Genomic DNA, 17,514 nt, shown 5'->3' with positions numbered 1-17,514 from the left:
CTCAGATGAACTTCTGGCCCGCGAGGAACTCCGCGAGCTGCTTGCCGCCCTCACCCTCATCCTTGACGATCGTGCCGGCGGTACGGGCCGGACGCTGCGCCGCGGAGTCGACCTTCGTCCAGGCACCCTCCAGACCGACCTCACCGGCCTCCAGGCCCAGGTCCTCCAGGTCCAGGGACTCCACCGGCTTCTTCTTCGCCGCCATGATGCCCTTGAACGACGGATAGCGGGCCTCGCCCGACTGGTCCGTCACGGACACCACAGCCGGCAGCGAGGCCTCCAGCTGCTCACTGGCGGTGTCGCCGTCACGCCGGCCCCGCACCGTGGTGCCCTCGACCGACACCTCGGACAAAAGCGTCACCTGCGGGACACCGAGCCGCTCCGCGAGGAGCGCCGGGAGCACGCCCATCGTGCCGTCGGTCGAAGCCATCCCGCAGACGACCAGGTCGTAACCGGTCTTCTCGACGGCCTTCGCCAGCACCAGCGACGTACCCATCACATCAGTACCGTGCAGATCGTCGTCCTCGACATGGACCGCCTTGTCCGCACCCATCGACAGCGCCTTGCGCAACGCGTCCTTCGCATCCTCCGGACCGACCGTCAGGACAGTGATCTCCGCGTCGTCAGCCTCGCCCGCGATCTGGAGCGCCTGCTCCACCGCGTACTCGTCGAGCTCCGACAGCAGCCCGTCGACATCATCACGGTCCAGCGTCAGGTCATCGGCGAAATGCCGGTCACCAGTGGCATCGGGCACATACTTCACACAGACAACGATCCTCAAGCTCACGCCGGCTCTCCTACTGCATCGTCTTTTCCGGGCTGCCTTGTTGCTCGCAGCATAGGCGCCTGATGGGGCGATTTCCGGTTGGGGGTTCCGACGCCCCCAACGAAATATTACTCGCCAGTACATCCAGAATGTACCCACTGAGCAAGCGCTTTGAACTGTGACGTGAGCAACGCTCCGTAGCCGGGGATTCCGGGAGAGCCTCAGTCCCGCAGCGCGTTGAAGCGCCCCTGGTGATAGAGCAGCGGGCGCCCGGCCCCGGCCGGATCGCCCGTGACGACCTCGGCGATCACGATGCGGTGGTCCCCGGCGGGGATTCGCGCCACGACCCGGCAGACCAGCCAGGCCAGTACGCCGTCCAGCAACGGCACGCCCTCGGGGCCGCTGCGCCAGCGGGTGGGAGCGGCGAACCGGTCGGCGCCGCTGCGCGCGAAAGTGGTGGCCAGCTCCTGCTGGTGTTCGCCGAGTATGTGAACCCCGACGTGTTCGGCCCCGGCGACCACCGGCCAGCTCGACGAACCCGTCCCGACTCCGAAGGAGATCAGCGGCGGCTCGGCGGCGACGGAGCTGACCGAGGTGGCGGTGAAGCCCACCGGCCGCTCACCGGCCGCCGTGATCACCGCGACACCCGCGGCGTGGCGGCGGAAGACCGAGCGGAGCAGTGCGGGGGCGTCGAGCGGGCCGGCTCCGGGATGCGCGGGCGCCGGGGCGGTCCGCGCCGCAGGTACGGCGGGCGGCGTTGACGGCTGGGTCGGCGTGGGTGTCGTCATGCGGGTGTCCTTCTCCGGTGTGAGCGAACAGGGCCGGGGATGGTCAGACACCCGGACAGCCCGCGCAGGCGTTCCTGGCGGGGTCCGCGGGGACCCGGCGATGGACACACCGGCCGTCAGAGGGAGAGAGCTGCGACATAGCGTCAGATTGATGATTCAGGGGACGCCCCGTCAAGGGTGTTCCGGGATGTGGGAGATCACTCACGGTGAGTCAGACCACTTGTCCCAGCGCGGCGATGACGTCGGCCTTGCGCGGCTGCCCCGACGCCCGGCGGACGATCCGGCCCCGCGCGTCCAGCACCAGGACAGTGGGGGTCCGGAGGATGTCCAGCTCCCGTACGAGCCCGAGCCGGGCCTCGGCATCGAGCTCGACATGGGTGACTCCGTCGACCATGGCGGCCACCTCCCGCAGCGTCCACCAGGTGGCCCGGCAGGGCCGGCAGAAGGCGCTGGAGAACTGGACGAGCGTCGCCCGCTCCCCCAGCTCCTCGCCCAACTCCGCGGCCCCGAGCCGCCTTTCGCCGTCCTGCCCGTGCACGTCCTGCTCCGTTCCTCGGCCGCCGTACCGGCCGGAAGCCGTACGGTTCCACCACCGCCGGTCCGGCCGCGCGTACCGCCACCAGCCGCACCCGCGGTCTCCCCGGGTGCAGCGCTTGCGCGGCCAGGATGATTCCCGTGGCGGCGCGCGGGGCCGCGCCGGTCGTGCCGAGCGGTGTATGTGCTGCTCGGGAGCGGTGCGGGCGGATTACGCACGACGTGACGAGGATCTCCCGGCCCCACGTCACCAGGGGTGGCTACTCTGGTCGCCATGGGGCACGATCTGCCCCATGCCGCAAACCTACGGCAGCGTAACTTCCGCCGGGGGGGCACGTCCCCGGGCACAGAAGGGTCTTCTCCAGATGGCAGAACTCGTCTATCGACCGGTCATCGGCGCCGCTCGGGGGCTCTTCAAGGCGCTCGACCTCAAGATCGATACACAGGGTTCGGAGAACATCCCCCGCTCCGGCGGGGCGGTGCTCGTCAGCAACCACATCGGCTATCTGGACTTCATCTTCAACGGTCTGGCCGCACTCCCGCAGAAGCGCCTGGTGCGCTTCATGGCCAAGGAGTCGGTCTTCCGCCACAAGATCTCCGGGCCGCTGATGCGCGGCATGAAGCACATCCCGGTGGACCGCAAACAGGGCGAGGCCGCCTACCGGCACGCCCTCACGGCGCTGCGCTCCGGCGAGATCATCGGCGTCTTCCCCGAGGCCACGATCTCGGAGTCCTACACGCTCAAGAGCTTCAAGTCAGGCGCGGCACGGCTGGCCCAGGACGCGGGCGTACCGCTGATCCCGATGGCGCTGTGGGGCACCCAGCGGCTGTGGACCAAGGGCAGGCCGCGCAATCTCAAGCGCAGCCACATCCCGGTCACGGTCCGGGTGGGCGAGCCCATGGAGGCGCCCACCGACGAGTACGCGGGAGCGATCACCCGCAGGCTCCGCGAGCGCATGCAGGAGCTGCTGGAAGCGGCGCAGCGCGCCTACCCGGTACGCCCGAAGAACGCTTCGGACACCTGGTGGATCCCGGCCCATCTGGGCGGTACGGCGCCGACTCCCGCGCAGGTGCGCGAGGCCGGGGCCGGCTGAGACCGGGTGCGGGTCCCTCGTCCCGCCCGCGTTCCCGCGCCGGGCGGCGCATCGCGGGGCTCGCATCGCCGGGGTCAGAGCGCGGTCGGCAGCGTCCGCAGCGGGTGCGCGGAGTCCGGGGCCGTCCGCAGGGCGTCCAGCACCGCCGGGTGCGGTCGGCGTACAGCATTGGATAGTCCACCTCGCCGAGCTGCGGACGCACCCGCCAGGCCGGCCGCTCCGCGCCGAGGGAGAACCGCGTGCTGACGCCCGGCTTGTCGCCCCGGGCGTCCTGGCGGGCCCAGCCGCGCCCCTCCGGCAGCCGCACCGCGACCGGACCGTGGACCACCGGATCCGATCCGCCGTCCTCCGTGAGCCGCTGGCAGCAGAAGGCCGTGGGGACCGACCCGGCGCGCGGCAGTGCGGCGAGCGCGGATCGCACATTTATGCACCCAAGCCCAAGGGGCCTTTCAGCAGCGGTCCGTTCAGCGGGCCAGTTCTTCCTTCAGCGCCAGCAGAAAACCGTCCACGTCTTCTTCCGTGGTGTCGAAGGAGCACATCCAGCGGACGTCGCCCGCGGGCTCGTCCCAGAAGTAGAAGCGGTAGCGCTTCTGCAGTCGCTCGCTGACGTCGTGCGGCAGCCGTGCGAACACCGCGTTCGCCTGGACGGCATGCAGGATCTCGACCCCGTCCGTGTCACGTACCCCCGCCGCGAGTCGCTGGGCCATGGTGTTGGCGTGGCGGGCGTTGCGCAGCCACAGGTCGCGGGTGAGCAGCGCCTCCAGCTGCACGGAGACGAAGCGCATCTTGGAAGCGAGCTGCATGGACATCTTCCGCACATGCTTCATGTGCCGCACGGCGTCCGGGTTGAGGACCACGACGGCCTCACCGAAGAGCATGCCGTTCTTCGTGCCGCCGAAGGAGAGGATGTCCACGCCCACCGCGTTGGTGAAGGCACGCATCGGCACGTCGAGCGATGCCGCGGCGTTGGCTATCCGGGCCCCGTCGAGGTGCACCTTCATCCCGTAGCCGTGGGCGTGCTCGCAGATCGCCCGGATCTCGCCGGGTGTGTAGACCGTGCCGAGTTCGGTGTTCTGCGTGATCGAGACGACCTGTGGCATCGCCCGGTGCTCGTCGTCCCAGCCGAAAGCCTGACGGTCGATCAGCTCGGGTGTGAGCTTGCCGTCGGGCGTGGGTACGGTGAGGAGCTTCAGCCCGGCGACGCGTTCGGGGGCACCGCCCTCGTCCACGTTGATGTGCGCCGTCTCGGCCGCGACGACGGCGCCCCAGCGGTCGGTGAGTGCCTGCAGCGCGACGACGTTGGCTCCGGTGCCGTTGAAGACCGGGAAGGCCTCGGCGCTCGGGCCGAAGTGGCTGTGGATCAGCCGCTGGAGGTGGTCGGTGTACGCGTCCTCGCCGTACGCGATCTGGTGCCCGCCGTTGGCGACGGCGAGCGCGGCCAGGATCTCCGGGTGCGCCCCCGCGTAGTTGTCACTGGCGAAGCCACGGACCTGCGGGTCGTGGTGGCGTACGGCATCGGTCCTCACGGGGCGGGTGTCAGCCACAGGCGCTTTCCGTTCACGTCTCCGGCGGGCTGGTCCCAGACACCGGCGATGGCCTCGGCCAGCTGCGCGACGTCGGTGAAGCCCGAGAACTTGGCATTCGGACGCTCGGCACGCATCGCGTCGTGCACCAGAGCCTTGATCACCAGGACGGAAGCAGCCGTCCGCGGACCGTCCTCGCCGCCCGCCTTGCGGAAGGCGTCGCCGAGCGCCAGGGTCCAGGCCTCGGCCGCGGCCTTCGACGCCGCGTAGGCGGCGTTGCCCGCGGTGGGCTTGGACGCACCGGCCGCGCTGATCAGCACATAGCGGCCGCGGTCGCTGCGCAGCAGCGCGTCGTGGAAGGCCAGCGAGGTGTGCTGCACCGTACGGATCAGCAGCTTCTCCAGCAGGTTCCAGTCGGCGATCTCGGTCTCGGCGAAGCTGGGGCTGCCGCGCCAGCCGCCCACCAGATGCACCAGACCGTCGATACGGCCGAACTCGGCCTCCGTACGGTCGGCCCAGGCCCGGGTGGCCTCCAGGTCCAGCAGATCGACCGTCTCACCGGTGACGGTGGAGCCGCCGTGCGCGTAGCGCGCCGCGTCCACCGCCTCGGCGAGCCGGGCGACGTCGGCGTCGGCGCCGACCACGGTCGCCCCGGCCTCGGCCAGCCTCAGCAGCGCGGCGCGGCCGGCCGGCCCCGCGGCCCCGGCCACCGCGACCACGGCTCCGTCCAGCGATCCCTTGCTCATCGTCTCCGCCTCCTGCCTGCGGGCGCTCACGCGGCTTCCCGCTCGGGAACGCCCGCCGCGGTGATGCCCTTCGTCGAGGCGACCACGCTCTTCAGCTTCTTGGCGAGCGCCTCATAGAACATGCTGAGCGGAAACTCGTCCGGAAGCACGTCGTCCACAAGTTTACGCGGCGGCTGGCTCAGGTCCAGGGCGTCGGGCCCCTTGGCCCAGCGCGATCCCGGGTGCGGGGCGAGGTAGCGGGAGACCAGGTCGTAGGCGGCGAACCAGTGGACCAGCTTGGGGCGGTCGATGCCGGCCCGGTACAGGTCCTCGATCTCCGCGCAGAGCTGCTGGGTGACCTGCGGGGCGCGCTCCCAGTCGATCTTCAGGGTGCTGTCGGTCCAGCGCACCACGTCGTGCTGGTGGAGATAGGCGAAGAGCAGCTGGCCGCCGAGGCCGTCGTAGTTGCGCACGCGCTCGCCGGTCACCGGGAAGCGGAACATCCGGTCGAAGAGCACGGCGTACTGGACGTCGCGGCCCTGTCCGAAACCGTCGGCCTCCAGCCGCACGGCCTCCCGGAAGGCGGTGAGGTCGCAGCGCAGCTCTTCGAGGCCGTACATCCAGAACGGCTGGCGCTGCTTGATCATGAAGGGGTCGAACGGCAGGTCGCCGTGGCTGTGGGTGCGGTCGTGGACCATGTCCCACAGCACGAACGCCTGCTGGCAGCGGTCCTGATCGGAGACCATCTCCCGGATGTCGTCCGGCAGTTCGAGCCGCAGGACCTTCACGGCGGCCTCCGTGACGGCCCGGAAGCGTGCCGCCTCGCGGTCGCAGAAGATGCCGCCCCAGGTGAAGCGGTCGGGGGCTTCACGGACGGCGATGGTCTCGGGGAAGAGCACCGCGGAGTTGGTGTCGTACCCGGACGTGAAGTCCTCGAAGGTGATGCCGCAGAAGAGCGGGTTGTCGTAGCGCGTGGCCTCCAGCTCGGAGAGCCACTCGGGCCAGACCATGCGCAGCACGACCGCTTCGAGATTGCGGTCCGGGTTGCCGTTCTGCGTGTACATCGCGAAGACGACCAGGTGCTGGAGTCCGTCGGCGCGCAGGTCGGCCGGGTGGAAGGCGAGCAGTGAGTCAAGGAAGTCCGGGACGGCGAATCCGCCTTCCGCCCACGCGCGGAGGTCGGCGACGAGCGCCCGGTGGTACGCGGCGTCGTGGGGCAGCAGCGGGGACAGCTCCTCGATCGCGCCCGTCACGCGTGCGAACGCGGCGTCGACGGCCGTTCGGGAGGGGGCTCCGTCGGCTGCGAAGTCGATGGAGCCGTCCTTCGACTGCCAGGGCCGGATCTGCTCGACGGCATTCTTGAGCACGGGCCAGGCCGGGTGCTCGACCACGCGCTGGGCGCCGGATATACCGCCGTCGACCGCGTCCTGCACAAGAATTTTCGTCATGTCACTTCCTCCACAGCAGAACTTACCGTCCAAGCGCTGGGACACCGTATCCATGTTGAGAGCGCTCATTCAAGGGCGCATGCAACAGATTGTCCCGCCGAACCCCCTTGATCGCAGCGAATCTTCCTGCCGTAGCCCCCTGTGGAACCGCTTCCACCCCCACAGGGCCCGGAAAAACCGCACATCGAGAAGTCAGCGATACGGTCCCCCTCCGGCCGGAAAAGCGGACGCTCCGCGGCATCACCGGGACCGGGGACGGCGGCGGGGCCGGAACGTTAGGCTGCGGTTCTGCCAGCTGGGTAGCAATGCCACGCGAGAGCCGCCGTCGACGGAAGCGAGAGAACCTTGAGTCTCCTCATCATCGGACATCGCGGGGTCATGGGCGTCGAACCGGAGAACACCCTGCGGTCCTTCCGCCACGCCGAACAGGCGGGTATGGACGCCATCGAGCTCGACCTGCATCTGAGCAAGGACGGCGCACTCGTCGTCATGCACGACACCGACGTGGACCGCACGACCGACGGCAAGGGCGCCATCGCCGACCGGACGCTCGCCGAGCTGCGTGAGCTCGACGCCGGGCAGGGCGAGCGGATCCCGGTCTTCGAAGAGGTGCTGGACGCGGTCGGCTCACCGATCCAGGCCGAGATCAAGGACGCCGCCGCCGCGCGGGCACTCGCCGAGGTGATGCTCCGGCGCGACCTGGCCGGACGGGTGGAGGTCTCCTCGTTCCACGACGAGGCGGTCAGCGAGATCGCCGCGCTCGTGCCGGGCGTACGGACCGTGCTCATCGCGAGCCGCTGGGGGCCGGACATCGTGGCCCGCGCCAAGGCCGCCGGCGCCGCGACGGTGGCGCTGAACATCCGCAGGCTGACCCTGGAGACCGTCGAGAAGGCGCACGCGGAAGGGCTGAAGGTGCTCGGCTGGGTGGTGAACACCCAGGACCACCTGCGGCTGGTCCGGGCGCTGGATCTGGACGGCGCGACCACCGACTACCCGGAGATCCGGCGCACCGGGCGGTTCACGGCCTGAGCACCGCTACTCCGTGCGCGCTCCGGGGATTCCGGCCGGGAGCGGCTTGACCAGCAGCTCGAACTGCAGGTCGTCGCGGAGCGGGATACCGAACCGCTCGTCGCCGTACGGGAAGGGGAACATCCTCCCCGTACGGCGGTAGCCGCGCCGCTCGTACCAGGCGATGAGGTCGTCCCGTACCGAGATCACCGTCATGTGCATCTCGTCGGCGCCCCACTCCGTGCTCACCCGGCGTTCGGCCTCCGCGATGATCCGCTTGCCGAGTCCGGCACCCTGCAGAGCCGGACTCACAGCGAACATCCCGAAGTAGGCCGCGTGGCCGCGCCGCTCCAACTGGCAGCAGGCGACGGGCTCGCCGTCGCGCTCCACCACCATCACCCGGCTAGCGGGCGCCGCGATGACTCCGCGCACCCCGTCCGGGTCGGTGCGGCGGCCTCCCAGGATGTCCGCCTCCGTGGTCCAGCCGGTGCGGCTGGTGTCGCCGCGGTAGGCCGACTCGATCAAGGTGACGAGCGCCGGTATGTCGGTCTCTGCCGCGTCCCTGAAAGTGATCCGGTCGGGGGCGGTGTCCATGGGGTGAGGTCTCCCGTCGAAGGCGGTTCCGGGCGGTCCGGAGCTGTCGGCCGCTGCTGTCCAGACAGTAACGCGCCCATGACGCGCTCCCCTGTGCCCCCCTGCGCTTGCGTGCGCTCCGCCCGGTCCGGGCATCGATGCGTCGAGGCCCGGACCGGGCGGAGCCGACGCGTCGAACGGGGAGGTACGCCGTGCACGGTGGATCCGCGATGTCCGGCTGGCTGCTGATGTCACTGAGCGCGGCCACCGGCGCCTACTGCCTGCTGCGGATGCGCAGCACCTCGCAGCGGGCGCGGACGGCTGCGGGGAGCGAGGCGGTGATGGGGTTCGGCATGGCGGCGATGGCCCTGCCCGCCGCGGTGGCCACTCCCCCGCAGTGGGGCTGGACGGTGCTCGCCGCGGTCTTCGCGGCGGGCGGCCTCCGGGCGCTGTGGCAGCTCCGCACGAGCGCTCACCATCTGCACCATCTGGTCGGCTCGCTCGCCATGGTCTACATGGCGCTCACGATGGCAGCGGGGACGGCACCGGGCGGAGCGTCCGGCGGAACCAACATGGAGCACGCGGCGCACTCGGCGGGCGGGGTCCCGCTGCTCACCGGCGCGCTGCTCGCCTACTACGCGGTGTACGTACTGCGCGCGGGCGCCACCCTGGTGCCCTCGCCGGCGACGCCCGGCCCCGTGACGGGCGGGGCGGCTGCCGGTGGTGCGGCACTGGGTGCGTCCGGCGGGGCCATCGGCCGGGGCGCCGGGCCGGAGCTGGCGCTCGCCTGCCGACTCGCCATGGGAATGGCCATGTTCGCGATGCTGTTGACGATCTGACCCCGGCAGGGCGGCGGAAGCCGACCGTGTCCTGCGTCACTTGCGGGCCGAGGCCATACCCCGGTGGGGCGCCGACTCCATAAGCTGGCGACCATGGTGGTCTCCCTAGCGCTGTTGCTACTCGGAGCCGTGGCTGCTGTTGCGGCACCGCGGCTTCTGGCGCGCGCCCAGTGGCCCGAACGGGAGCCCGTGGTGGCGCTGTGGGTGTGGCAGTGCGTGGTGGCCGCCGTGCTGCTCTGCTTCGCGCTGGCCATGACCTTCAGCGCGTCGGCGGCCTGGCAGCTCGTGCGGGGCAACGTCTTCGCCCCCGCCCCGCACGCGGTTGTGGAGGCGTACGCACTCGGCGCGTACGCCCAGTGGTCGGCGGCGACAGCGACGGTGCTGGCCGCGGGCGGTGTCTGGACGGCCGCGATGCTCACCCGGGAGATCCGCCGCGCACGGGCCGCCCGCCGGCGGAGCCGCAGGGAGCTGCTGGTGCGCTCCCCCGTGCTGCCCGGCGAGGAGCCCGGCAGCGAGCGTCTCGTCGTGCTGGAGGGCGAGCGTCCCGACGCCTGGTGGCTGCCCGGTACGGCCCCCCAACTGGTCATCACCACGGCGGCACTTCGGGGGCTGAAAGGCCGTCAGCTCGACGCGGTGCTCGCCCACGAGCAGGGCCACGCGCGGGCCCGGCACGACTGGCTGCTGCACTGCTCGGCCGCGCTGGCCGTGGGCTTCCCGCAGATCCCGGTCTTCGCCGCCTTCCGCAACGAGATGCACCGGCTGGTGGAGCTGGCCGCCGACGATGTGGCGTCGCGCCGCTTCGGCCGGCTGACGATCGCACTGGCGCTGGTCCAACTCAACGAGCACCGGGGGGTGTTCGGCCCCTGCCCGACCCCCGACGCGGAGCTTCCGCACCGCGTCGACCGGCTGCTGAGCGCGGCCCCGCGCCTCACCACTGGCCGCAGGCTGAGGCTCACCGCCGCCGCCTCGCTGGTGCCGGTCGTGCCGCTGCTGGTGGCGTTCGTCCCGGGACTGCGCGCGCTCGGATAGCGGTGGCTGCGAGAACGCCGGCGACTGCCGCGACAGCAGGCCGGGAAAGAATGCCCCCATGACGATCAAAGCCGTACTCTTCGACTTCTCCGGGACGCTCTTCCGGGCCGAGTCCGTCGCGGCATGGCTGCGCGCCACCCTGGACCAGGCGGGCGCCACGCTGAGCCAGGAGGAATTCGCCCTCCGCACAGCGGAGTTGACGGCCGCAGGCGCACAACCCGGCGGGCCGGTCCCCCAGCGGGTGCCGTCCTCGCTCGCCGGGCTCTACGCCTCCCGAGACGAGAGCGCCGAGCAGCACCGCGCCGCGTTCACGGGCCTCGCCCGTCAGGTCGCGCTGCCGGATCCGGCGCTGTACGACGCCCTCTACGCACGCCATATGACGCCGGCCGCCTGGAGCCCCTACCCGGACACGGCCGAAGTGCTCGGCGCCCTGCACGCCCGCGGGATCGGGGTCGGGGTGGTGAGCAACATCGGCTGGGACCTCCGGCCGGTGTTCCGCGCCCACGGGGTCGATCCGTTCGTGGACCACTACACCCTGTCGTACGAGCACGGCATCCAGAAACCCGACGTACGGCTGTTCCGTGCCGCCTGTGAGGCACTGGGCCAGGACCCGGGCGAGACCCTGATGGTCGGCGACGACCGGCGCGCCGACGGGGGTGCCCGGAATCTGGGCTGCGCCGTCCATTTCGTGGACCATCTCCCGGCCACTGAACGCCCGGACGCACTCCGCCCGGTCCTGGATCTCACCGGCTGACCCGCCCGCACGGCCGGATCGGCTCGCCAGAAATCAGCACGAACCGTCCTGAACCGGCTGAAATCCCCTGGATGGAGACAGCGGAAATCCGGACCGGACAGTCCCCCGCGCCGCCCGGTCCGGACGATTCCCGCAGGAGGACCCCTGACGGGGCCCTGTGCAGGATGCGCTGATTATAGTTGGCTGAGAGCCAGTCAACGCAGGAGTAAGCATGTCCCCGCGCAGCCAATCGGTCAATGAGGAGTTGCGGCGGCGTTCCCGCGAGCGGCTTCTGCAGGCCACAGTGGATCTTGTCGGCGAGCGCGGGTACGAGGCGACGACACTGGCGGACATCGCCGACCGTGCCGGATCCGCCCGCGGCCTCGTCTCGTACTACTTCCCGGGCAAGCGCTACCTGCTGCAGTCCGCCGTGCACCGCCTGATGCACCGCACGCTCACCGCGGCCCTGGAGCGCGAGCCGCGCACCGACGACGGGCAGGAACTGCTGGCGCGGGCCATCGACGCGATCCTGGGGCTCGCCGCCGACCATCCCGTACTGATGCGGACCCATATGGCCGGAATCCTTCAGGAGCAGGGGTTCGTGCAGTGCCCCGAACAGCAGCAGCTCGCCCGGGCCCTGCGCTCGACCGTGGAACGGTACGGATCACCCGACCCGGACACCGACTACCCGCTGCTGCGTGCCCAGCTGATGGGCACGGTCTTCGCACAGCTGCTGCCGGGCGCACCCATGCCGCCCGCGCGGCTGCGGGCCGAACTGTTCCAGCGGTACGGACTCGACTGGAAGCTCGGAGCGCCCCCGGACGACGGGGCCGCCCCGCCACCGTCCTGACAGCGGCGGGGGTTCACGCCTCCCGCGCGGCCTCGGCCGCCGCCGCGGCGAGGACACTGTCCAGCAGGCCGGGGAAGACCGCGTCCAGGTCGTCCCTGCGCAGCACGTTCATCTTCGCGGTCCCCCGGTAGATCTGCCGGATCACACCGCTCTCGCGCAGCACCCTGAAGTGGTGGGTGGTGGTCGACTTGGTCACCGGAAGGTCGAACCGGGAGCAGGTCAACTCCCCGCCGTCCAGAGCGAGTTCCCGCACCACGCACATCCGCATGGGGTCGGCCAGCGCATGGAGCACACCGTCCAGACGGATCTCGTCCCGCGCCGGATGAGCGAGTGCACGGCTGCTCGTTGCGGTCGCCACGACGGCTCTCCTTCATTCGGGCCCGGACGGATTCGGGGACGGCTCCATTGTACGAGTTCCATCGTAGTTTGACATTCACCGTACTACGACGAGTATCGTACAAGCTGTCCCGACACCGTTGTGAATGGAGCCTGTCGTGAGCGCCCTTTTCGAGCCGTACACCCTGCGGTCGCTGACCTTCCCCAACCGCGTATGGATGCCGCCCATGTGCCAGTACTCGGCGGCCACTTCGGGGCCCGGCACGGGCGTCGCCAACGACTGGCACTTCGCGCACTACGCCGCGCGGGCCGCCGGGGGCACCGGCCTGGTCATCGTCGAGGCCACCGCCGTCAGCCCCGAGGGCCGGATCAGCCCCGCCGACCTGGGCATCTGGAACGACGCCCAGGTGGAGGCGCTCCGCCGGATCACCACCTTCCTCAAGGGGCAGGGCACGGTTCCCGGCATTCAGCTCGGTCATGGCGGACGCAAGGCCTCGACCGACCGCCCCTGGAACGGCGGCGGCCCGGTCGGCCCGGACCAGGACGGGTGGCAGCCGGTCGCCCCCAGCCCGGTCCCGTTCGCCGCGGGCGAGCACGTGCCCGACGAGCTGACCACCACTGGGATACAGGAGATCGTCGGCCAGTTCGCCGATGCCGCCCGGCGTGCGCTCGACGCGGGGTTCCAGGTCGCCGAGATCCACGGCGCACACGGCTATCTGGTGAGCGAGTTCCTCTCGCCGCACAGCAACCACCGCACCGACGAGTACGGCGGATCGTTCGAGAACCGCACCCGCTTCGCACTCGAAGTCGTGGACGCCGTGCGGGCGGTGTGGCCCGACGAGCTGCCGCTCTTCTTCCGCATCTCGGCCACCGACTGGCTGGACGAGGGCGGCTGGACGGCCGACGACACGGTGCGCCTCGCCCCGCTGCTCAAGGAGCACGGCGTCGACCTGCTCGATGTGTCCACCGGCGGCAACGCGCCCGGGGTCCGCATCCCGGTCGGCCCCGGCTACCAGGTGCCCTTCGCCGCGCGCGTCAAGGCCGGGACATCCCTCGCTGTCGCCGCCGTCGGGCTGATCACCGAGGTCGAGCAGGCCGAGAAGATCCTGGCCAACGGTGAGGCGGACGCGGTCCTGCTCGGCCGCGAGCTGCTCCGCAACCCGTCCTGGGCGCGGCACGCGGCCCGGGTGCTCGGCGCGGACGTCCACGTACCGCAGCAGTACCACCGCTCCGTCTGAGCACCGGCCGGGAGGGCGCGGCGCCCTCCCGGCCGGCTCCCGGGTCTGCGGGGAGGGGACTGCCCTACGCGACCCGCAGATCCGCGATGGCGTCCTCGTCCCACTCGATGCCGAGCCCGGGCGTCTCCGGCGGGACGACACAGCCGTCCTCGATGACCAGCTCACTGCGGGTGATCGCGCCGAGCTGCGGAATGTGCTCCACGTACATCCCGGCGGGCACCGCGCAGGCCAGGCTCGCGTGCAGCTCCATCAGGAAGTGCGGGGCCACCCGCACATTGCATGCCTCGGCGGCGTGCGCGACCTTCAGCCACGGGGTGATGCCGCCGACGCGGGCCACATCTGCCTGCACGATCCCGGCGGCGCCCGTCGACAGGTACTCGGCGAAGTGCCCGACGCTGTACACCGATTCACCCACCGCGACCGGCACCGTGGTCGAGCGGGCGAGCCTCAGGTGTCCCGCCACGTCCTCGGCCGGCAGCGGCTCCTCGAACCACGCGATGTCGAGCGGCTCGAAGGTGCGGGCCCGGCGGATCGCCTCCGCCCCGGTGAGCGACTGGTTGGCGTCGACCATGATCTCGAAGGCGGGCCCGGTCTCCTCGCGGACGGCCGCGAGCCGCTCCGCGTCCTCGACCGCGGTGGGCTTGCCGACCTTCAGCTTGGCTCCGCGCAGCCCCGACGCCTGGGCCGCCGAGACGTTCTTCACCAGTTCATCGGTGCTCAGATGCAGCCAGCCGCCCTCGGTGTCGTACACGGGCAGCCGGTCGTGCGCCCCGCCCGCGAGCCGCCAGAGCGGTTCACCGGCGCGCAGGCACCGCAGGTCCCACAGGGCCGTGTCGACGGCGGCCAGTGCCAGTGAGGTGAGGAGCCCGAACGCGGTGGCCCGGGTCGCCGCGAGCATCCGGGCCCAGACCGCCTCGACGTTACGGGCATCGGCGCCCAGCAGCGTGGCGGCGAGGTGGTCGCGCAGCAGCGCCAGTACGGAACTGCCGCCGGTGCCGATCGTGTAGGAGTACCCGGTGCCGCTCAGCCCGTCGTCGGTCCCGACGGTGACGAGGATGGTCTCCTGCCGGACGAAGGTCTGGCTGGCGTCGGTGCGCAGCGTCTCGGGCTCGATGAAGACGAGCCGGCAGTCGACGCTCGTGATTCTGCTCATGGGTGTGGTCTCCCGCTGTTCCGTCGCTCGTTGATGGTCCCCACGGCCCCGGTGTCACTCCTCGACGAGGACGACTTCGAGGGTCCGGGGGCCGTGGACGCCTTCGACCCGGTCGAGTTCGATGTCGCTGGTGGCCGAGGGGCCCGAGATCCAGGTGAGCGGGCGCGCCGGGTCGAGGCGTGGGAGGGCCTGCGGCACCGAGGCGACCACCTGGGCCGGGGCCCGTACGACGCAGATGTGGTGGTCGGGGACGAGGGTGATCCGGCGGCGGCCCTGGCCTGCGCCGCCGTCCAGGACGAGGGTGCCGGTCTCGGCGATGGCCACCGCGCATCCGGTGACCACACTGTCCACGGCGTCGAGTTCCTGTGCGGTCGACGCCGGTGTGTCAGCGGTCAGGGTCGCAGTGGACCCGGCCAGCCACTCGGCGGGCAGCCCGGGCGGTGCAAGTACCGTCGTGGCGCCGCGCCCGGCCAGCAGCCGGGCCAGGAGCGCGGGCAGCCCGCCGGGCCGGGTCCGGTGCACGAGGGCGCGGTAGTCCGCGAGGTTCTCGTGGAGGAGGTCCAGCACGGCCGCCGGGTCGTCGGCGGTGTGCGTGGTGAGGTAGTCGCGGGTGACCTCGGGGGCCTCCGGCGCGTCGGCGACCGCGGCACGTACGCGGGCGAGGATCTGGTCGCGGGAGCTCATGTGCGGTTCTTCTTCCACCAGTCACGGAACGGTTCGGGCGGCAGCTCGGGCAGGTCGCGGCTGTCGGTCCACGCCGCCGCGCCCGGCAGCCGCTTGGGGTGCAGCCCACGGGTCCTCGATGCCGCCCTCTCACCCGCGGCGAGTGCGGCCGGATGGTTCAGCACCCAGCCGGCCGCCTTCATCGCCGCCTTCTCAAGACGGTGGCCCCTGCCGCCCTGGCCTGCGACCCGCTCCCGCAGGTGGACCAGGACCTCGGGGATGTCGATGGCGACCGGGCACACGTCGTAGCAGGCACCGCAGAGCGAGGAGGCGTACGGCAGCGAGGCGTCGATCTCGCTCTCCGTGCCCCGGAGTTGCGGGCTGAGGATGGCGCCGATGGGGCCCGGGTAGACCGAGCCGTACGCGTGGCCGCCCGCCCGTTCGTAGACCGGGCAGACGTTGAGGCAGGCCGAGCAGCGGATGCAGCGCAGCGCCTGGCGGCCGACCTCGTCGGCCAGGGTGGCGGTGCGGCCGTTGTCGAGCAGCACCAGGTGGAAGTCCTGCGGTCCGTCCGCGTCGGTGGTGCCGGTCCAGGTGCTGGTGTACGGGTTCATCCGCTCGGCCGTCGACGACCGCGGCAGGGTCTGGAGGAAGACCTCCAGGTCCTGCCAGGTCGGCACGATCTTCTCGATGCCCACCACGGAGATGAGCGTCTCGGGCAGCGTCAGGCACATCCGGCCGTTGCCCTCGGACTCCACCACGACCAGGGTGCCGGTCTCCGCGACCATGAAGTTGGCCCCCGAGATCCCCACCTTCGCCCGGAGGAACTTCTCCCGCAGATGCAGCCTGGCGGCCTCGGCCAGTTCGGCCGGGGAGTCGGTCAGCCCCTCCGGGGCCGGCCGCCCCCACTCGCTCATCGTCCGGGCGAAGATCTCACGGATCTCGCCCCGGTTGCGGTGGATCGCCGGGACCAGGATGTGGCTGGGGCGGTCCTCGCCCAGCTGCACGATCAGCTCCGCGAGATCCGTCTCGTACGCGGCGATGCCCTCGGCCTCCAGCGCCTCGTTGAGACCGATCTCCTGGGTCGCCATCGACTTGACCTTGACGACCTCGCGCTCGCCGGTCGCCTTCACGAGCCCGGCGACGATCCGGTTCGCCTCGTCGCCGTCGGCCGCCCAGTGGACGGTGCCCCCGGCGGCCGTGACCGACTCCTCCAACTGCACCAGGTACTCGTCCAGATGACGCAGCGTCCGGTCCTTGATCTGCTTGCCCGCCTCCCGCAGCTGCGCCCAGTCGGCGAGCTCCGCCACGGCCTTCGCCCGTTTGTCGCGGATGGTGTGGGTGGCGTGCCGGAGGTTCCCGCGCAGCGTCTCGTTGTGTACGGCTTCCCTGGCCGCCTTCGGGAAGGACGGCATCCCGAGGTAGGTACCGCTCATGCGTGGGGCTCCTCTTCGGTGCTCGCCAGGATCTCGGCCAGGTGGAGCGCCCGCAGTGGCGCGTCCTGGCGGCGCAGGATGCCGCCGATGTGCATCAGACAGGAGTTGTCGGCCCCGCACAGCACATCGGCGCCGGTCGACACCGCGTTGCGCACCTTGTCCTCACCCATGGCGGCCGACACGTCCGCGTTCTTCACCGCGAAGGTCCCGCCGAAACCGCAGCACTCCTCGGCCCCTTCCAGCTCCCGCAGCTCCAGCCCCCGTACCGCGTCGAGCAACCGGCGCGGCCGGTCACCGAGCCCCAGCATCCGCAGGCCGTGGCAGGACGGGTGGTAGGTCACCGAATGCGGGAAGTACGCCCCGACATCGACCACCCCCAGCACATCCACCAGGAACTCCGTCAGCTCGTACGTCTTTGGCACGGAGCGGGCCGCCGCGTCGGCGAGCTCGTGGCCGCGGTGCTCCGCCGCCGCCTTGCGGCCGATCCGCGGATAGTTGTCGCGGACCATCGCCGCGCAGGAGCCCGACGGCGTGACGACGTAGTCGTAGGGAGCGAACTCCCGGTCGTAGCGACGGACGAGTGGTTCGGTCTCGCGCCGGTAGCCGGTGTTGAACTGCGGCTGTCCGCAGCAGGTCTGTCCGGCGGGGAAGCCGACCTCCACCCCCAGCCGCTCCAGCAGCTTCACCACGGCGATTCCGGTCCGTGGATACAACGCGTCATTCACACACGTCACGAAGAGTCCTACCCGCATGTGTCCTTCTCGGGGTCGTCCACGGC

Annotated in this window: 19 protein-coding genes; 7 read left to right on the top strand and 12 right to left on the bottom strand. The window is 71.1% G+C overall.

The genetic code is table 11. From position 1 onward, the window contains the following. Position 1 precedes the first annotated feature (1 nt). The 3 genes from OG285_RS33920 to OG285_RS33910 form a co-directional block, all read right to left on the bottom strand. Positions 2 to 787, bottom strand: a complete 786-nt coding sequence (locus OG285_RS33920; protein ID WP_371789892.1) for an electron transfer flavoprotein subunit beta — start codon at positions 785 to 787, stop codon at positions 2 to 4. A 200-nt stretch (positions 788 to 987) separates the two neighbouring features. Continuing rightward, positions 988 to 1,554 (bottom strand): flavin reductase family protein, encoded by a 567-nt coding sequence (locus tag OG285_RS33915; RefSeq protein WP_356835916.1) that lies wholly within the window; start codon positions 1,552 to 1,554, stop codon positions 988 to 990. A 211-nt stretch (positions 1,555 to 1,765) separates the two neighbouring features. Further along, complete coding sequence (locus tag OG285_RS33910; RefSeq protein ID WP_371793222.1) at positions 1,766 to 2,092, bottom strand: TlpA family protein disulfide reductase; 327 nt, start codon at positions 2,090 to 2,092, stop codon at positions 1,766 to 1,768. A gap of 361 nt (positions 2,093 to 2,453) precedes the next feature. Here OG285_RS33910 and OG285_RS33905 point away from each other — a divergent pair, with 361 nt between their 5' ends. After that, positions 2,454 to 3,182, top strand: coding sequence for a lysophospholipid acyltransferase family protein (locus OG285_RS33905; RefSeq protein ID WP_356835912.1), 729 nt, complete (start codon positions 2,454 to 2,456; stop codon positions 3,180 to 3,182). 464 nt (positions 3,183 to 3,646) lie between these two features. On the opposite strand, the gene OG285_RS33900 is transcribed toward OG285_RS33905, so the two are convergent. Genes OG285_RS33900 through OG285_RS33890 form a run of 3 tightly spaced genes read right to left on the bottom strand, consistent with a single transcriptional unit; the run spans position 3,647 to position 6,878 of the window. After that, positions 3,647 to 4,726: a low specificity L-threonine aldolase gene (locus OG285_RS33900; protein WP_356835910.1), complete on the bottom strand. Its 1,080-nt coding sequence runs from the start codon at positions 4,724 to 4,726 to the stop codon at positions 3,647 to 3,649. Next, a complete protein-coding gene (locus OG285_RS33895) occupies positions 4,705 to 5,451 on the bottom strand; it encodes an SDR family NAD(P)-dependent oxidoreductase (RefSeq protein WP_356835926.1) in 747 nt (248 codons plus the stop codon). The genes OG285_RS33900 and OG285_RS33895 overlap by 22 nt, the downstream gene beginning before the upstream one ends. 26 nt (positions 5,452 to 5,477) lie before the next feature. Continuing rightward, positions 5,478 to 6,878, bottom strand: coding sequence for a DUF6421 family protein (locus OG285_RS33890; protein WP_371793221.1), 1,401 nt, complete (start codon positions 6,876 to 6,878; stop codon positions 5,478 to 5,480). Positions 6,879 to 7,256: 378 nt separating this feature from the next. Between OG285_RS33890 and OG285_RS33885 the strand changes: the two genes are divergently transcribed. Then, positions 7,257 to 7,907 carry a glycerophosphodiester phosphodiesterase family protein gene (locus tag OG285_RS33885; protein ID WP_356835924.1) on the top strand — a complete coding sequence of 217 codons (651 nt, stop codon included), beginning with the start codon at positions 7,257 to 7,259 and terminating at the stop codon, positions 7,905 to 7,907. 6 nt (positions 7,908 to 7,913) lie between these two features. Here OG285_RS33885 and OG285_RS33880 read toward each other — a convergent pair whose 3' ends face one another. Beyond that, positions 7,914 to 8,480: a GNAT family N-acetyltransferase gene (locus OG285_RS33880; protein WP_356835906.1), complete on the bottom strand. Its 567-nt coding sequence runs from the start codon at positions 8,478 to 8,480 to the stop codon at positions 7,914 to 7,916. Positions 8,481 to 8,689: 209 nt separating this feature from the next. Here OG285_RS33880 and OG285_RS33875 point away from each other — a divergent pair, with 209 nt between their 5' ends. From OG285_RS33875 to OG285_RS33860, 4 genes are all read left to right on the top strand, one after another. Beyond that, positions 8,690 to 9,298, top strand: coding sequence for a DUF5134 domain-containing protein (locus tag OG285_RS33875; protein WP_371793669.1), 609 nt, complete (start codon positions 8,690 to 8,692; stop codon positions 9,296 to 9,298). Positions 9,299 to 9,391: 93 nt separating this feature from the next. Further along, entirely contained in the window at positions 9,392 to 10,327 is a 936-nt protein-coding gene (locus OG285_RS33870; RefSeq protein WP_356835903.1) for a M56 family metallopeptidase, read from the top strand. Positions 10,328 to 10,391: 64 nt separating this feature from the next. Continuing rightward, positions 10,392 to 11,081: an HAD family hydrolase gene (locus OG285_RS33865; RefSeq protein ID WP_371793668.1), complete on the top strand. Its 690-nt coding sequence runs from the start codon at positions 10,392 to 10,394 to the stop codon at positions 11,079 to 11,081. Between the two features lie 211 nt (positions 11,082 to 11,292). Then, positions 11,293 to 11,910 carry a helix-turn-helix domain-containing protein gene (locus OG285_RS33860; protein WP_356835901.1) on the top strand — a complete coding sequence of 206 codons (618 nt, stop codon included), beginning with the start codon at positions 11,293 to 11,295 and terminating at the stop codon, positions 11,908 to 11,910. 13 nt (positions 11,911 to 11,923) lie between these two features. Here the strand turns inward: OG285_RS33860 and OG285_RS33855 are convergent, their stop codons facing one another. Further along, positions 11,924 to 12,268, bottom strand: a complete 345-nt coding sequence (locus tag OG285_RS33855) for a transcriptional regulator (protein WP_356835899.1) — start codon at positions 12,266 to 12,268, stop codon at positions 11,924 to 11,926. 136 nt (positions 12,269 to 12,404) lie between these two features. Here OG285_RS33855 and OG285_RS33850 point away from each other — a divergent pair, with 136 nt between their 5' ends. Next, complete coding sequence (locus tag OG285_RS33850; RefSeq protein WP_371793220.1) at positions 12,405 to 13,484, top strand: NADH:flavin oxidoreductase/NADH oxidase; 1,080 nt, start codon at positions 12,405 to 12,407, stop codon at positions 13,482 to 13,484. Positions 13,485 to 13,548: 64 nt separating this feature from the next. Here the strand turns inward: OG285_RS33850 and OG285_RS33845 are convergent, their stop codons facing one another. Genes OG285_RS33845 through OG285_RS33830 form a run of 4 tightly spaced genes read right to left on the bottom strand, consistent with a single transcriptional unit; the run spans position 13,549 to position 17,488 of the window. Continuing rightward, positions 13,549 to 14,637 carry a mandelate racemase/muconate lactonizing enzyme family protein gene (locus tag OG285_RS33845; protein WP_371793219.1) on the bottom strand — a complete coding sequence of 363 codons (1,089 nt, stop codon included), beginning with the start codon at positions 14,635 to 14,637 and terminating at the stop codon, positions 13,549 to 13,551. Positions 14,638 to 14,691: 54 nt separating this feature from the next. Continuing rightward, a complete protein-coding gene (locus OG285_RS33840) occupies positions 14,692 to 15,321 on the bottom strand; it encodes an LUD domain-containing protein (protein WP_356835893.1) in 630 nt (209 codons plus the stop codon). Continuing rightward, positions 15,318 to 16,736 (bottom strand): LutB/LldF family L-lactate oxidation iron-sulfur protein, encoded by a 1,419-nt coding sequence (locus tag OG285_RS33835; protein WP_356835891.1) that lies wholly within the window; start codon positions 16,734 to 16,736, stop codon positions 15,318 to 15,320. The genes OG285_RS33840 and OG285_RS33835 overlap by 4 nt, the downstream gene beginning before the upstream one ends. After that, the gene (locus tag OG285_RS33830; protein ID WP_371793218.1) at positions 16,733 to 17,488 is read right to left on the bottom strand and encodes a (Fe-S)-binding protein; all 756 of its coding nucleotides are present in this window, start codon (positions 17,486 to 17,488) and stop codon (positions 16,733 to 16,735) included. Before OG285_RS33830 ends, OG285_RS33835 begins: the two co-directional genes overlap by 4 nt. Positions 17,489 to 17,514: the final 26 nt, after the last annotated feature.

Origin of the sequence: Streptomyces sp. NBC_01471 (genome assembly GCF_041438865.1) — a bacterium.
Taxonomy (GTDB): Bacteria; Actinomycetota; Actinomycetes; order Streptomycetales; family Streptomycetaceae; genus Streptomyces.
Note: the sequence above shows the minus strand (reverse complement) of the source record. Positions and strands in the feature narration are given on the sequence as shown.

Excerpts from the sequence above, each read along its gene's own strand:
- OG285_RS33905 (WP_356835912.1), top strand. The coding sequence starts at position 2,454 with ATGGCAGAACTCGTCTATCGACCGGTCATCGGCGCCGCTCGGGGGCTC.
- OG285_RS33830 (WP_371793218.1), bottom strand. The coding sequence starts at position 17,488 with ATGCGGGTAGGACTCTTCGTGACGTGTGTGAATGACGCGTTGTATCCA.
- OG285_RS33840 (WP_356835893.1), bottom strand. The coding sequence starts at position 15,321 with ATGAGCTCCCGCGACCAGATCCTCGCCCGCGTACGTGCCGCGGTCGCC.
- OG285_RS33890 (WP_371793221.1), bottom strand. The coding sequence starts at position 6,878 with ATGACGAAAATTCTTGTGCAGGACGCGGTCGACGGCGGTATATCCGGC.
- OG285_RS33845 (WP_371793219.1), bottom strand. The coding sequence starts at position 14,637 with ATGAGCAGAATCACGAGCGTCGACTGCCGGCTCGTCTTCATCGAGCCC.
- OG285_RS33875 (WP_371793669.1), top strand. The coding sequence starts at position 8,690 with ATGTCCGGCTGGCTGCTGATGTCACTGAGCGCGGCCACCGGCGCCTAC.
- OG285_RS33895 (WP_356835926.1), bottom strand. The coding sequence starts at position 5,451 with ATGAGCAAGGGATCGCTGGACGGAGCCGTGGTCGCGGTGGCCGGGGCC.
- OG285_RS33860 (WP_356835901.1), top strand. The coding sequence starts at position 11,293 with ATGTCCCCGCGCAGCCAATCGGTCAATGAGGAGTTGCGGCGGCGTTCC.
- OG285_RS33880 (WP_356835906.1), bottom strand. The coding sequence starts at position 8,480 with ATGGACACCGCCCCCGACCGGATCACTTTCAGGGACGCGGCAGAGACC.
- OG285_RS33870 (WP_356835903.1), top strand. The coding sequence starts at position 9,392 with ATGGTGGTCTCCCTAGCGCTGTTGCTACTCGGAGCCGTGGCTGCTGTT.
- OG285_RS33885 (WP_356835924.1), top strand. The coding sequence starts at position 7,257 with ATGGGCGTCGAACCGGAGAACACCCTGCGGTCCTTCCGCCACGCCGAA.
- OG285_RS33915 (WP_356835916.1), bottom strand. The coding sequence starts at position 1,554 with ATGACGACACCCACGCCGACCCAGCCGTCAACGCCGCCCGCCGTACCT.
- OG285_RS33835 (WP_356835891.1), bottom strand. The coding sequence starts at position 16,736 with ATGAGCGGTACCTACCTCGGGATGCCGTCCTTCCCGAAGGCGGCCAGG.